Source organism: Streptomyces odontomachi (assembly GCF_024435355.1).
GTDB classification, from domain to species: Bacteria; Actinomycetota; Actinomycetes; order Streptomycetales; family Streptomycetaceae; genus Streptomyces; species Streptomyces odontomachi.
Genome location: NZ_JAMJWG010000002.1, coordinates 95,370 through 109,080 on the forward strand (window position 1 = coordinate 95,370; position 13,711 = coordinate 109,080).

The following is a 13,711-nucleotide window of genomic DNA, read 5'->3' on the forward strand; positions in this document are numbered from 1 at the left end:
CAGGCGGGACGGTGCGCGCGGCCGCCGGCCGGCCTGCGGCGCGCCGCGGCGTACCGGCGGCGTCGACGGCGGGTATGCCCGGTGCCGGCCCTGGAACTGGCCCCAGCCCTGGAACTGGCCCCGGCCCTGAGGCTGGCCCCGGCCCTGAGGCTGGTCCTGGACGTCGCGGATGGTCATCGCCTTCCTCTCCGTGTCGTCGTGCGGTGCCGTACGGGTCACGCCGTGGTCGTCGTCGCGGCCCCGCGTCGTCGTCGCGCGACGACGGGCGGCTGCCCCGGCCGCTGCCGCGCCGCGCGCCGCGACGCCCACCCCGCCCGGGGCGCCGCCACTGGCGCCACCGTGGGGGGCGCTTCGGCAGTGCTCGTGCGCCGCCGGGGGCGCTGTCCCAGTCCGAGGAGCTGCCTGCCACCGCAGGCGACCGGGCCAGGCCCGTGGTGCCCGCGGCGATCAGGCAGGCGCCCAGCGCACCGGCCAGCGGATGGTCGCCCAGGGCGACCCGCTCGCCGAACAGCGCCCAGCCGAGGACGACGCTGACGAGGGCGTCCCCGAGGGTCAGCGCCGGCTGGGAGGCCGCCAGCGTGCCGGCGCGCAGGGTGCTCTGCAATAGGACGAAGCTGAGCAGGCCGACCACTCCGGTGGCGTAGAGGTAGCCGCTGGCGAACACCGTCGACCAGCCCTCCGGGATCCGCCCGGTGACCTCCTTGATCAGGGCGGCCGTGGTGCCGAAGCCGATGGCGGTGATGCTGCCGAGCACGGTGGCGCGCGGGGTGCCGCGCACTTCGTGCGCGACGAGCAGGAGCAGCGCCACGGCCAGGGCGAGGCCGGCGCCGACCGGCAGCCAGCGGTACGGGTCGGCGATGGCGGAGCCGCCCGAGGGCGCGGCTGCGGCCATGAACAGGGCCAGGCCCCCGGCGAGCATCAGGAAGGACAGCCAGGTGATCGGGTCGGGGCGGTGGTGGAAGAGGACGCTGCCCAGCAGCAGCGTGAACAGCAGCTCGCTGGCGAGCAGCGGCTGCACCACCGACAGCTCCCCCGTGGTCAGCGCCCCCGCCTGGAACGCCGCGGCCAGCACCAGCGCCGCCGAGCCGGCCAGCCAGTGGGGGCGCCGCAGCAGTCCCACGACCCGGCGCAGCGCCTGGCGGCGCCGGGACCCGGCGTACGCGGGGTGTGCGCCACCGGCCGCTTCGTCGTACTGCTGCTCGACCGCCGCGCGCCGCTGGAGCACGGAGGCCGCGCCGTTGGCCAGCGCCGCCAGCAGCGCGAGGGTCGCCGTCAGGGCGTCCACAGCATCACCCGAACCGCGCGGCCAGCCGGTGGTAGAGGCCCGGGGCGATCCCACGGACGAGGACGGGGATGCGCAGCCAGCGGGGCACGTACACCTCGTGGCGGCCCTGCTGGAGCGCGTTCCAGACGGCGTCGGCCACTTTCCGGGGCGGCATGGGGCGCGGCAGCGACCGGGTGTACGGGGCGCCGCGCCGCTCGAAGAAGCGGGTGGCGACGACGCCGGGGACGACATGGGTGACGCGCACTCCGGTGCCGTCCAGTTCGCAGCGGAGCGCGTCGGCGAAGGTGGCCACCCCGGCCTTGGCCGCGGAGTAGACCGCCTCGCCGCGTACGCCGAGCCGGCCCGCCACCGACCCGATCAGCACGATGTGCCCCTGCCCGGCCGCCAGCATGTGCGGCAGCACCAGCCGCACCAGCTGCACCACGGAGGCCAGGTCCACGGAGAGCACCCGGCTCGCCGTGTGCAGCGGCATGGTGTGGAAGGTGCCGGCCCACCCGATGCCCGCGCCGGCGACCAGCAGGTCGACCCGCCCGGCCGCTTCAAGGGCCTCGCTCACCAGCTGACGGGTGCCGTCGCCGGTGGTCAGGTCCGCGCACAGCGCGGTGGCAGCGGTGTGCGCGGCGATCTCCTCCAGTCGCTCCGCGTCCCGGCCGCTGACCAGCAGCCGCCAGCCGCCTTCGGCGGCGATGCGTTCGGCGATGGCCGCCCCGATGCCGGACGAGGCGCCGGTCACCAGCGCCACACCGGGCGGGATGCCGCCGGCACGGGACGGCTCCGGGGTGGGCCGGGCAACGGTGTCGGAATCGGTGCGGGCCATACCAGTTGTCTCCGTCCGCCGTGGTCGCGCCGGCGCTCCACGCCGGTCGCTTCGGCACGACGCGGCAGGCCGTCTGGGGCCTGGCCGGCGGGTCAGGCCGCATTCGGGTAGCGGCTCCCTTTCGGTGCAGGTGAGCGGGGGTCTGGTGCTCCCCGCTGCCTTGGTGGGGTGGGCGGTGCCCCATGCTGCCGGGGGGTGCCTCCCACTCCCGTCAGGCAGTGAGGGAGGAGGAGGGCGTCGACGCGGGGCGACGGGGGCACCTCCCTGCTCGAACAGAGTTGAGAGCTTGGGGGAAACCGGCGACAACGCCGCAGACGGGCTTGCCAGGCCCCGCGACCGCGGCAAGATCCGCCGGACAGGCCCTAGGGGTAGCCGGAGCCACGGCTCCGTAAACCGGGCCAGGGCCGTTCACCGCAGTGCGGGAACCCGAAACGGGGACTTGGGCGCACGCCCGGTTGCGGACCGTCGTTTGAGCGTGCCGGCTGCGGATACTCCGGCCGGTGAGGGTGTGCCGGACGCCGTGACGTGGCGGGTCCGGGGCAGTGGTTGGCGCGCCGGCCCCGCGGGGCGGGTGCGGGGCCGCCGTGCGGGCCCGGCGCCGGGCCCGGACCGGTGCGGCCGGGACCGGGTGGGCGCGGAGGTGCCATGGACGAGCCGGAGGGCGGCGGATGGCCGCACGATTCCTCATTCTGAGCGCAGGCATGGGCTCCGGCCACGACGCGGTCGCCGCGGAACTGGCCCGCCGGCTCCAGGCCGCGGGCCACCACACGGCGCGCGCGGACGTCCTGGAGCTGTTCCCGGCGGGCGTCGGCAGCGGGCTGCGGTCCTTCTACCGGACGGCCGTCGGCCGTCTTCCGGCGCTGTACGCCGGGGTGTACGCGACGTTCCTGCGCCCCGGGCACGGCCCACGGCCCGGCAGCGCGCCGCTGGCCGCCCTCGCCGACCAGGGCCTGCTCGCGCTGGTGCGCCGGGAGCGGCCCGACGTGGTGGTGGCCACCTTCCATCTCGCCGCCCAGCTCACCGGCCGGCTCCGGGCACGGGGCGCGCTGCGGGTGCCGAGCGCCGTGGTGGTCACCGACTTCGCGGTGAACCGGCAGTGGCTGCACCGGGGCAACGACATCCACCTGTGCCTCACCTCCTCCGTCGCCGAGCGGGTACGGCGGGCCGTGGCGCGTCCCGCCGTGGTATCGGGGCCCCTGGTGGGCGAGCGTTTCCTGCACCCGCCCGGCGGTGCGCAGGACTGGGGCGAGCGGCTCTGCGGGACGAGCGGTGGACCGGTGCTGGTGTCGGCGGGTGCCTGGGGCGTCGGCACCCGGATCGCGGACACCGCGCGGCTGGTCAGCGCGGCCGGTTTCCTGCCGATCGTGCTGTGCGGCGACAATCCCCGGCTGCGCCGGGCCCTGGCGCGGGTGCCGGGCGCGCTCGCACCGGGATGGGTGGACGACATGCCGGGGCTGATGGGTGCCTGCCGGGTCCTGATCGACAACGCGGCCGGCCAGACCGCACTGGAAGCGCTGGCCATGGGGCTGCCCGTGGTCGGCTACCGCCCCATTCCCGGCCATGGCGTGGCGGGAGTGCGGGCGATGGCCGCGCTCGGCCTCAGCGACCACCCTCGGGACTCCTGGTCCCTGCTCCGCTCCCTGGACACCCTCGCCCCGCCCGGCCCGGCCCGGGACCGTCGGATCGCCGCGGGGCGTGCGCTGCTCGTCGGGGATGTGGTGCGGCAGCTGGAGTCGCTGGCCGGCGGCGGCCGGCCGCCGCCGGCTCCCGAGACGGGCGCGCGGCACGGGGTCGGCTGAGCGGCGAGCACGCGGTCACCACAACCGGCGAGCCGCCGATCACGACCGGAGGCCGCCCGTAGGGATCCTTTCCCGGCGCCGGGTTACACGACCCGTATGAGACACAAGCTGCACCGTAGGCGCGGGGGGCGGGCGGAGCCGGACCGCGCGACGCGGGACCGGCAGGACCGCGCGGCGACGTGTGGTTCCCACATCGCTGACGAGGAGCACGCCCCGTGGCAGGCCGAACCCGGCGCTGCCGCGCACCACGACACGTCCGCCGGCGAAGGGGACTCCGGCCCCGGCGCACGATCCGGATCGACGGCCGTGGCGTGGGGGGCGGGCCGGCTGAACGTGCACACCATCTGGCCGCTGCTGCGCCGGGCCAGGGCGGACTTCAAGAGCAACGAGTTGACCGACCGCGCCGCTGCGCTCACCTATTACGGCATCCTGTCGCTGTTCCCTGCGCTGCTGGTGCTGGTCTCGGTGCTCAGCGTGGCCGGGAAGGAAGTGGCCGTGCAGGTCGTGGCCGACATCCGGCTGCTGGTGCCCGGGAGCGCGGAGAACACCATCACCAACGCGGTGGAGCATCTCCAGGCGCACACCGCGACCGGTTCGGCCGTGGCCATCCTGAGCCTGCTGGTGGCGACCTGGACCGCGTCCAGTTACGTGGCGGCGTTCATCCGCAGCGCCAACGCCACCTACGGCATGCCCGAGGGCCGCCCCACCTCACGGGTGCTGCTGGTGCGGCTCGGTGTGACGGTGGCGCTGATGGTGCTGGCCTGCGGGAGTGCGGTGCTCGTGGTGTTCACCGGCGATGTGGCCCGGCACGCCGGGGAGACCCTGGGCGTCGGGCACACCGCCATGAAGGCCTGGTCGATCGCCAAGTGGCCGGCCCTGGTGCTGCTGGTGACCATCATGATCGCGATGTTGTACCGGCTGACGCCCAACGTGCACGTCCGCGCCCGGTGGATCACGGCGGGCAGCTGTCTCGCCCTGCTGATCTGGATGGCCGTCTCCGGCGGCTTCGCCTTCTACGTGGCGCACTTCGCCTCGTACAACAGGACCTACGGCACGCTGGCCGGGGCGGTGGTCTTCCTGGTGTGGCTGTGGGTCTCCAATGTGGCGATCCTGCTCGGTCTGACGTTCGATGCCGAGTTGGCCCGGCAGCGCGACGAGGCGGCAGCGCCCGGGGCCGCGATGAGCGCTCCGCCGCGCTCCACCCGTACCTGGAGCGCGAAGGACCATCGGCCCTGGCGTCACAGGCACCGGCAGCACACGAAATGAGGTGCGCTTCGCTTCCACCGGGCCGGGTACTCGCGGCCCGGACACCGGTGCGAAGGTGTCCGCCGCATGATCGGCGGCACCCCGGAGACCCACTGCTGCGGGAGCGAGGAAAGGCAGGTGAGGGGCGTGAGCACCGTCTATCAGGACCGGGTCTATGAGGACCAGGCCTATCGGGACCGGCAGGTGCAGACCCGCGCCACCGACGAGTCGGTGGGCGTACTGGTCTCCCGTGCGTCGGAGCAGATGGCGCAACTGGTACGCCAGGAGCTCCGTCTGGCACAGGCGGAGATGACGCAGAAGGGCAAGCGGTTCGGCATCGGCGGCGGTCTGTTCAGCGGGGCGGGGCTGATGGCCTTCCTGGGGCTTCAGGCGCTGGTGGCCGCGGCGATCGCGGCCGTGACGATCGCGTTGCCCGTGTGGGCCGCCGCGCTGGTCGTCTTCGGCGCGCTGATGCTGATCGCCGCCGTCCTGGCGCTGGCCGGCAAGCTGGAGTTGGGCCGGGCGACACCGGCCTCGCCACGGCAGACCATGGAGAGCGTCAAGTTCGACGTCGCCGAGTTGAAGGAGGCGGCACACCGATGACCCGCAACTCCCACCGCGGACACACCGCCACGCCCGAGGAACTGCGCGCCCAGGTCGAGGACACCCGTGAGCAGTTGAGCCACACCGTGGAGGCGCTGGCCGCCAAGGCGGACGTGCGGGGGCGCGCCCAGGCCAAGGCGGGGCAGGTCAGGGGCCAGATGCGCGACCGGCTCGGGCAGGCCAGGTCCAAGGCACACGGCGCCACGCACCGCGAGCACCACGGGCACCGGGCCGTCGGCGCTGAGCACGGCCGGCACGGGACGGACGCCCAGTCGCGGCGCGAGAAGACCATGGTGATGGCGCAGAGCGCCCGGGACAAACGGGTGCTGGCTGCGACGGTCGGCACCGCGGCGGTGACCGCCGCGGTACTCATGGGCCGCCGCCGCCACTGCCCGCACCACCGCTGAGTCCGATCCCTCGTCCTCGTCGCGGAAACCGTCTCCACGGGACCAGGCCGCAGGCGTCACACCCGCGGCCTGGTCCCGGCCGTCGCAGCCGTGCCGGCGTGCGGTGCATGGCGCGGCGCGGCGCCGCAGCGTGCGGGCGCCGGGTCGGCAGTCGGGGCAGCGGGATCGGCATCCGGACGGCGATCCGTTAGATCCGCGATGTACCGGGCACCCGAAAGGTGCGCTTTTACTGATGTAGCCCGCGCGACGTGCGCGCCGGCCACCCCGGCGGGCCTGCTTTTCCGGCTGGGGGTCCGGGGGTCGTCCCCCGGGAAAGCGCAGTACGCAGCGCCAGGCCAAGAAGGACGATGACGGAGCATGGACATGCGCAAGGAGACCCATTCCGGCCCACGCCTCGTGAGCGTGGTGGCCGGGCCGCTCGCCACCCGACGCAGGGGCGGCACCATCCGCACCTGCATACCCGCCCGCTCCGGCCAGAGCGGTTACCGCGAACCGGCGGACACGGACGACACCGACGCGCACATCGTGCGCGGCGAGGATTGACGCCGCGCCCGCGTGCGCGCGCACGCCGCGCCGACCCGGAACGGCAGAAGGGACACGGCCGACATGGTGGACGCCAATCCCGACCCGGACCCCACCCGCACCCCCGGTCTGGAACCGGGCGGCGCCGTGCCCGAGGGCGATACGCCGCCCGCGGAGGGCAGCACCTCGGGAGCCGGCCCCCAGGAGACGTACAACCCGATCACCGGGTGGGCCAGGGTTCCGCTGATCACCATCCTGATCTTCGTGGGGCTGGTCGCCGCGTTCTTCCTGGCGTACGCGCTGGCCGTGTGACCGGTCAGACAGCGCGTACGGCGACGGGGTGATCGTTTCCCCGGCGCGGAGCCGGGTACGCAGCAGGCTTCAGCCGGTGCAAGGAGGTGAGCTGGGGTGGCCAAGGCCCTGGAGTCGGAAGTGTTGTGGAACGAGTTCCACGAAGTGGTCAACATGACGTCGCAGGAGCTGAGCGCCTGGCTCAGGATCAGCGAGTCGGGCGAGCACACCGAGCCCCTGCCGGACCAGGCGGGCGCCCCCATCGGCCGCCACGTCCTGGGCATCCTGCAAAAGCGTCGCACCGACCTCACCAACGACGATGTCCGGGTGATGCGCAAGGTGGTGGACCTGGTCGAGCGTGCGGAGGACGCGAGCACATCCGAGCAGGACATGATCCGCCACCGGGACCGGCTGATGAACCTCGGACACGATCCGCTGAAGCCGAGCTGACCGCGCCGCCCCGGGCCCGGTGAGCAGCGGGCCCGGCCGGACCGGTCGATGCCGAAGGGCAGGGCGCGTCCGACGACGCGGGGCCACACCCCCCGAGGTGGTGTGGCCCCGCATCGCCGCACGGGGTCCAGCCTGCTTCAGCAGGCGGTCTCTGGACCGCGGGCGGTATCCGGCACGTGCGTCGATGCGGGCGTCCGGGACGTCCGCGTCCGACGGCCGGCGGCGGTCACGGCCGGCACCCCGGGCCGGGCGAGGACGTCCAGGGTCACGGCTGCCGTCCAGCTGAACCCGGCGCTGCCGTGTGCGGCGCCGGTACGGGCGTCGACGTACTCGGCGAACCCGGAAGCGGCGCTCGCCGTCAGCATGGCCGCGGCCAGGGCATCGGCCGAGCCCTGCGCACCGTACTGGCGCAGCCCCCGCTCCAGCATCCAGTTGATGTTGAACCAGGCGGGTCCGCGCCAGTACCGGGACCCGTCGTAGGCAGCCCCCAGCAGGTCGTAGCTGGGTACCAGGGTGGTCTGGTCGCCCAGGGAGAAGTGGCGGCCGCGCACGGTCGCGAGCAGCGCGTCGACGACGTCGGTCGGCAGGTCCGGCACCAGCAGCGGCACCAGTCCCGCGACGGTCCGCTCCTCGACGAGCGCGTCCGCCACCACGTCACGGCCCAGGAACATCCCCGCCGCGGGCTGCCACAGCCGGTCGACCAGCGCCTCCGTCAGCGCTCGGGCACGCGCCAGGTGCGGCACCGGGCTCCTGCCCAGCGCCTGGGCGATGGCCGCCAGCGCATGTTCCGACACGGCGAACAGCGCGTTGAACGCCGGGTCCTCCACGGCGAACAGCGCGGGCATGTCCGCATCGTCGTATTCGTGATCACGGTAGTGCGTCGCGAGCCGCACATACCGGCCGTAGTCCTCGTCCGTGGGGCGGTCGGCCAGGTCGCCGCCGCCCTGGGTGAGGTCGACGCGACGGAAGGAACCGGCCGGGGCGGGCTCCACACGCGCCAGCGGTCCGTCCCAGCACGGGCTGTTGTCCATCCCGGACTCCCAGGGATGGACCACGCTGGCCAGGCCCTGCCCCGCCACGTCACGTCGATCGGCGAGATAGCCGTGCCACGCGACGAGCCGCGGGTACATCCGGGCCAGGAAGCCGCGCTGCGCGGAGTGCTCGGGGTCGCTCTGGTGGACGAGCCAGGCGGCCAGGGCGTGGACCGGGGGTTGGACGATCCCCGAGGTGTCGATCCCGGTCGGCGCGCCGGCGCGGGCGCCGGCCTTCCGGGACCGCCAGAAGCCGGGGCCGGGGAAGTAGGCGTCCGCCGGCACCGCCGGGTTGTACACGATGTGCGGAATGCGCCCGTCCGCCCACTGGGCCTCGCACAACGTCTCCAGCTCGCGCTGTGCGCGCAGCGCCGACAGATGCCGCAGCCCGATCGCGATGAACGCCGAGTCCCAGCTCCACTGGTGCGGATACAACGTCCGCGACGGGACCGTGCTCGCGCCCGTCCAGTTCGCCAGCAGCACCCGTGCGGCGGCACCCCGCAGTCCCGGGCGGACGCCCGAGTCGGACAGGCCGGTGCGGGCGGGGGTGAAGTGCGCCGGCTCACCCGGGATGACGGTCTGTGTCATGCGTCACCCCTGGTGAAGTGAGCGGACTCGGCCTGGGTCCGGCGGGCGCGCCGGGTGGCGGGCCCCATCCCGTGCGGCGTGGGCACGGTGTGCACGACACGGTTCACCATGTGGTCCTCGCAGAGGTTGAGCAGGGCCGGTAACTGCATGACGCCCCCCGGTGAGCGCAACGCCTCGTTCAGCGGTCCGGATACACAAAGGCTGTTCAGTAACGTCGACGATATATAGCTATTACGTCTTGTCAACATCCAAAAGTAGGGTCGAGATGCAGCACAACCCGGCGTAAGTACGCACGGGACAGGCGCACGCGTGCGGAGATACAGCGGAGAAAAGCGCAACATGCGGCTTTTATTCCGTTTTGCCTCTTTGATCTCTTTATTCGCTTGTGCGGCTGTCGGCGGCTCGATCGTGATCCGCCTCCGGCTCGGAACCGCTTCGGACGAGAGCGGTCAACGACCCGCCGGCCCTGCGCGTCGTCGTCGCCCCGCGGTCGCACACGGAGTCGTATACAAGGCACAGACCGTGCCTCTGTCGATCTATATGATGAAGAGCCGCTTCTCCCCCTCCCTCCAGGACATCGGCGACATCCGTGGCGGGCTCGTCCGCATCGAGAACCGCACGGCGCGGGGCAGCGCGCATGGGCCGGCTGCGACCGGCCATGGCACGTGGAGGTGGTGCTCGAGGGGCGGCGCGCGGGGAGGGAGCAGGGGGGAACCGCCGGGGCAGCTGCCAGGACGAGCGAGGAGAGCGGACGAACATGCCGGCCAGTCAGGCAAGCGCGGGGCATCTGCTGCAGTTGATCCGCAGCGGCCAGGCCACCACCCGCGGCGAGCTCCAGCAGGCCACCGGTCTGTCCCGGTCCACCGTCGGACACCGTCTCGACCAACTCTTCGGCGCCGGCTGGCTGCGCGAGACCAGCGGCGCCCCGGGCGCCGCAGGAAACGGCGCCGCGACCAGCGGACGCCCCTCCGCCCACCTGGAGTTCGACTCCTCGCACGCGGTGGTGCTCGCCGCCGACCTGGAGACCCGGCACGCCCAGGCCGCCGTCCTCGACCTGACCGGACGGGTGCTCGCCCAGCGGGCCGCGCCCCTGCTCGTCGCCGACGGCCCCGAGCAGGTCCTGGACACCCTCGCCCGCTGGTTCTCGCCGCTGCTCGACGAGGCCGGTGCCGACGCCGCACGGGTCTGCGGGATCGGGCTCTCCGTGCCCGGGCCCGTGGACTGGGCGACCGGCCGGGTCGTGCAGCCCCCGATCATGCCCGGCTGGGACCAGTACCCCATCCCCGAACGGCTCCAGCACGCCTACACCCGCCATGTCGCCCCGGGCGGCCCGCCGGTACCGGTGCTCGTCGACAACGACGCCAATCTGATGGCGTATGCGGAGCAGCGTCACCACTTCCCCGACTGTGCGGCGTTCCTGCTGGTGAAGGTGTCCACCGGGATCGGTGCCGGAGTCGTCGTCGACGGCGAGTTGTACCGCGGCATCGACGGCGGGGCGGGCGACATCGGCCACATCCGGCTCCATGACGCGCCGGAGGAGCTGTGCATGTGCGGGTCCTACGGCTGCCTGGCCGCCGTCGCCAGCGGGCGCGCGCTGGCCGGCCGGCTCACCGCACAGGGCACCCCGACCACGTCCGGCTCCGACATGCGCCGTCATCTCGCGGCGGGCCATCCCGACGCGGTCCGGCTCGCCCGGGAGGCGGGTCAGCGCGTCGGAGAGGTCCTGGTCACCGTCGTGACCATGCTCAACCCGGGGGTGCTGGTGCTCGCCGGCGACCTGGCCGGGACCCCGTTCCTGGCGGGCGTGCGCGAGTTGCTGTACCAGCGCGCGATGCCCCGGACGACCGCGCATCTGCGTGTGGTGACCTCGCAGCTCGGCGACCAGGCCGCCCTGACCGGAGCCGGGACGACGGTGGTGGAGCACCTTTACGCCCCCGACCGGGCGGACGCACGGCTGGCCGCGCGCGACGTCGGCTGAACGGGCCCGGATGCGGGCCCGGATGCGGGCCCGGATATGAGCCCGGACCGGGGGGATCGTGCGCGGCGGCGAAGCGTCCGGTGGACGTCAGTTCTCCAGGGAGTGCCCGAAGTCCCTGGCGCACTGGGTGGTTTCCGACTGTGTGTCGGCGTGCCGCAGGCACTCCCGGTAGTCCCTGAACTCGTCCGACTTCCAGATGACCACGGCGAAGGCCGTGAGCACCGCCCCCACCAGGAGTGCCAGCGCGCCCAGGCAGGCGCCCACCACGGCCTTGGTGCGGTGGCGCACACCGGGCCGTCGCCCCCGGCGCGCGCCGATGATGCCGAAGACCACCGCGAGCAGACCGAGCAGGACCGCGCCGATCACGGTCCAGAACAGCACGCAGGCGAGGATGCCGAGCACCAGCGCGGCCACCCCCATGCCGTTGCCGCGCGGGGCCTCGGGCTGCGGAGATTCCTGCCAGGCCGGCGAGGCCGGTGCGTCCCAGTTCGCCATGTTGCTGCCTCGTTCCCCTCTCGCCGCCGCCCCCGGGTGCGCGACGATGCGTCCCGCACCGGGCCTCGGTGGCGTCCGGCGCCCTCCCCGTCCCCGGTGGCCGGGGACCGCCCGGAGCATAATGACGACGGCGTGGAACGGGCAACGGGGCCCCGAACGCGGTCGGACATCCCGGCACACCGGCAACCGACCACCGGCACCCCGTCCCCCTGGTCTCCCCGACTCCCCACTCCCCCTCACCTGCGCGAGGCATCCACGATGGCATTGCAGATCAGCGCCACCAACCCGGAACACCCCACCCTGTTGCTCGATCTGCCCTGGCACCTGCCCTTGGAGCAGTGGCCCGACAAGCATCTGGTGCCGCTGCCACGCGGCATCTCCCGGCATGTGGTCCGCTACGCACGGGCCGGCGACGAGATCATCGCCGTCAAGGAGCTCGCCGAGCGGCCCGCGGTGCGCGAGTACGAGATGCTGCGCACCCTGGATCGGCTCGCGATACCCGCGGTGGACCCGCTGGCCGTGGTCACCGGCCGGGTCGACGCCGACCAGGAGCCGCTCCAGCCGGTACTGATCACCCGTCATCTCCAGGGCTCCCAGCCGTACCGCTCGATGTTCGAGACGACCATGCGGCCCGACACGGTGCACCGGCTGATGGACGCGCTCGCCGTGCTGCTGGTACGGCTCCACCTGGTCGGCTTCGCCTGGGGCGACTGCTCCCTGTCGAACACGCTGTTCCGCCGGGACGCGGGCGCCTACGCCGCGTACCTCGTGGACGCCGAGACCGCCGAGACGCACCAGCGGCTCAGCGACGGGCAGCGTGCCTACGACATCGAACTGGCCCAGGTGAACATCAGCGGCGAGATGCTGGACCTGGAGGCGTCCGGGGCGCTGCACCCGTCCCTCGACCCGATCGCCTTCGGCACCGACATCGGCCGTCGCTACGAGGAGTTGTGGAGCGAGCTGACCCGGGTGTCGGTCTACCCGGCGGGCAAGCACCACTACATCGAGCGCCGGATCCGCCGGCTCAACGACCTCGGCTTCGACGTCGCCGAGATGCAGATCGGCCACGAGGCGAACGGCGACACGGTGACGTTCGTGCCGAAAGTCGTCGACGCAGGCCACCACCAGCGGCAGTTGCTGCGCCTGACCGGCCTGGACACGGAGGAGAACCAGGCGCGACGGCTCCTGCGCGACCTGGAGTGCTGGATGGCCACCCAGGACGACTACGCACCGGGCGATCCCGCGACGCGTTCGCGCACGCACGCCGACCCGGCGGGCGCCCAGGGCGCCCGGCCCGAGGTGCTGGCCCACCGGTGGGTGCGGGAGGTGTTCCGCCCGACGGTGCGGGCCGTTCCCGAGGAGCACCGGCGGGGTCTCGATCCCGCCGAGCTCTACCACGAGCTGCTGGAACACCACTGGTACCTCTCCCAGCGCTCCCAGCACGACGTGGCTCTCGACGCGGCGGTGGCGGACTACGTCCGCACGGTCACGCACCAGCCCGACACCCGGGCCTGAGGCGCACCGGAACCCGCGGCGGCGGAACCGGGTCACGAAACCGGCGCTGCGGAAACTCATCGCCGGGGCGGCGATGAGTTTCGGGCGACGCGGCAGTCCACCCTCCCAGCCAACCGCCGAGGAAGCCGGCGTCGCGTCACGGAGCACGACGGCACCCTGCGACGACCAGCGAGGAGAGCGTCATGCCGAGGATCACGCCCAACCTGTGGTTCGACACCCAGGGCAAGGAAGCCGCCGAGTTCTACTGCTCGATCTTCCCGAACTCCAAGATCACGAACGTTCTGTACTACGGCGAGGTCGGCCCGCGCCCCGCGGGCACCGTGCTCACGGTCGACTTCGAGCTCGACGGCCAGCCCTACACCGCGATCAACGGCGGCCCCGAGTTCACCTTCGACGAGGCGGTCTCCCTGCTGATCAACTGCGCCGATCAGGACGAGGTGGACTACTACTGGTCCCGGCTGCTCGCCGACGGCGGCCAGGAGTCGCAGTGCGGCTGGCTGAAGGACAAGTACGGCATGTCCTGGCAGGTCGTCCCGGAGCAGCTCGGCGAGGTGCTCAGCGACCCCGACCCCGAGCGCGCCCAGCGGGCCATGAAGGCGATGTTCGGGATGCGGAAGATCGACGTGGCCGCCCTGCGCGCGGCGGCCGACGGGGACTGACGAGGCACGCCCGGATGCGGTGCGCC

Annotated in this window: 14 protein-coding genes and 1 pseudogene; 10 read left to right on the forward strand and 5 right to left on the reverse strand. The window is 73.2% G+C overall.

The window, feature by feature from the left end; all coding sequences use genetic code 11:
- Nucleotides 1-427: 427 nt before the first annotated feature.
- Together NQO67_RS05035 and NQO67_RS05040 are read right to left on the reverse strand one after the other, a co-directional pair.
- A pseudogene (locus NQO67_RS05035) lies at nucleotides 428-1,339 on the reverse strand (DMT family transporter); the annotation flags it as partial.
- Nucleotides 1,290-2,102 (reverse strand): SDR family NAD(P)-dependent oxidoreductase, encoded by an 813-nt coding sequence (locus tag NQO67_RS05040; RefSeq protein ID WP_255947079.1) that lies wholly within the window; start codon nucleotides 2,100-2,102, stop codon nucleotides 1,290-1,292. The gene NQO67_RS05040 and the pseudogene NQO67_RS05035, both read right to left, overlap by 50 nt.
- 668 nt (nucleotides 2,103-2,770) lie before the next feature.
- Here NQO67_RS05040 and NQO67_RS05045 point away from each other — a divergent pair.
- From NQO67_RS05045 to NQO67_RS05075, 7 genes are all read left to right on the forward strand, one after another.
- The gene (locus NQO67_RS05045) at nucleotides 2,771-3,901 is read left to right on the forward strand and encodes an MGDG synthase family glycosyltransferase (RefSeq protein WP_255947081.1); all 1,131 of its coding nucleotides are present in this window, start codon (nucleotides 2,771-2,773) and stop codon (nucleotides 3,899-3,901) included.
- A 96-nt stretch (nucleotides 3,902-3,997) separates the two neighbouring features.
- Nucleotides 3,998-5,167, forward strand: a complete 1,170-nt coding sequence (locus NQO67_RS05050) for a YihY/virulence factor BrkB family protein (protein ID WP_255947083.1) — start codon at nucleotides 3,998-4,000, stop codon at nucleotides 5,165-5,167.
- 183 nt (nucleotides 5,168-5,350) lie between these two features.
- Nucleotides 5,351-5,749, forward strand: a complete 399-nt coding sequence (locus tag NQO67_RS05055) for a phage holin family protein (protein WP_374118927.1) — start codon at nucleotides 5,351-5,353, stop codon at nucleotides 5,747-5,749.
- Nucleotides 5,746-6,156, forward strand: a complete 411-nt coding sequence (locus NQO67_RS05060) for a DUF3618 domain-containing protein (RefSeq protein WP_255947087.1) — start codon at nucleotides 5,746-5,748, stop codon at nucleotides 6,154-6,156. The genes NQO67_RS05055 and NQO67_RS05060 overlap by 4 nt, the downstream gene beginning before the upstream one ends.
- 357 nt (nucleotides 6,157-6,513) lie before the next feature.
- Nucleotides 6,514-6,699 carry a hypothetical protein gene (locus tag NQO67_RS05065; RefSeq protein ID WP_255947089.1) on the forward strand — a complete coding sequence of 62 codons (186 nt, stop codon included), beginning with the start codon at nucleotides 6,514-6,516 and terminating at the stop codon, nucleotides 6,697-6,699.
- Between the two features lie 63 nt (nucleotides 6,700-6,762).
- Nucleotides 6,763-6,990 carry a DUF6480 family protein gene (locus tag NQO67_RS05070; RefSeq protein WP_255947091.1) on the forward strand — a complete coding sequence of 76 codons (228 nt, stop codon included), beginning with the start codon at nucleotides 6,763-6,765 and terminating at the stop codon, nucleotides 6,988-6,990.
- 96 nt (nucleotides 6,991-7,086) lie between these two features.
- Nucleotides 7,087-7,419 carry a DUF3140 domain-containing protein gene (locus tag NQO67_RS05075; RefSeq protein ID WP_255947093.1) on the forward strand — a complete coding sequence of 111 codons (333 nt, stop codon included), beginning with the start codon at nucleotides 7,087-7,089 and terminating at the stop codon, nucleotides 7,417-7,419.
- A gap of 137 nt (nucleotides 7,420-7,556) precedes the next feature.
- Here the strand turns inward: NQO67_RS05075 and NQO67_RS05080 are convergent, their stop codons facing one another.
- Nucleotides 7,557-9,038, reverse strand: a complete 1,482-nt coding sequence (locus NQO67_RS05080; RefSeq protein WP_255947095.1) for an MGH1-like glycoside hydrolase domain-containing protein — start codon at nucleotides 9,036-9,038, stop codon at nucleotides 7,557-7,559.
- Nucleotides 9,035-9,187, reverse strand: coding sequence for a hypothetical protein (locus tag NQO67_RS05085; protein ID WP_255947097.1), 153 nt, complete (start codon nucleotides 9,185-9,187; stop codon nucleotides 9,035-9,037). The genes NQO67_RS05080 and NQO67_RS05085 overlap by 4 nt, the downstream gene beginning before the upstream one ends.
- A gap of 608 nt (nucleotides 9,188-9,795) precedes the next feature.
- Here NQO67_RS05085 and NQO67_RS05090 point away from each other — a divergent pair.
- Nucleotides 9,796-11,016, forward strand: a complete 1,221-nt coding sequence (locus NQO67_RS05090) for an ROK family protein (protein WP_255947099.1) — start codon at nucleotides 9,796-9,798, stop codon at nucleotides 11,014-11,016.
- Between the two features lie 87 nt (nucleotides 11,017-11,103).
- Here NQO67_RS05090 and NQO67_RS05095 read toward each other — a convergent pair whose 3' ends face one another.
- The gene (locus NQO67_RS05095) at nucleotides 11,104-11,511 is read right to left on the reverse strand and encodes a DUF4190 domain-containing protein (RefSeq protein ID WP_255947101.1); all 408 of its coding nucleotides are present in this window, start codon (nucleotides 11,509-11,511) and stop codon (nucleotides 11,104-11,106) included.
- Nucleotides 11,512-11,769: 258 nt separating this feature from the next.
- Here NQO67_RS05095 and NQO67_RS05100 point away from each other — a divergent pair, with 258 nt between their 5' ends.
- Together NQO67_RS05100 and NQO67_RS05105 are read left to right on the forward strand one after the other, a co-directional pair.
- Nucleotides 11,770-13,026, forward strand: a complete 1,257-nt coding sequence (locus tag NQO67_RS05100; protein WP_255947103.1) for a DUF4032 domain-containing protein — start codon at nucleotides 11,770-11,772, stop codon at nucleotides 13,024-13,026.
- Between the two features lie 182 nt (nucleotides 13,027-13,208).
- Entirely contained in the window at nucleotides 13,209-13,685 is a 477-nt protein-coding gene (locus NQO67_RS05105; RefSeq protein ID WP_255947105.1) for a VOC family protein, read from the forward strand.
- The last annotated feature ends 26 nt before the right edge of the window (nucleotides 13,686-13,711 follow it).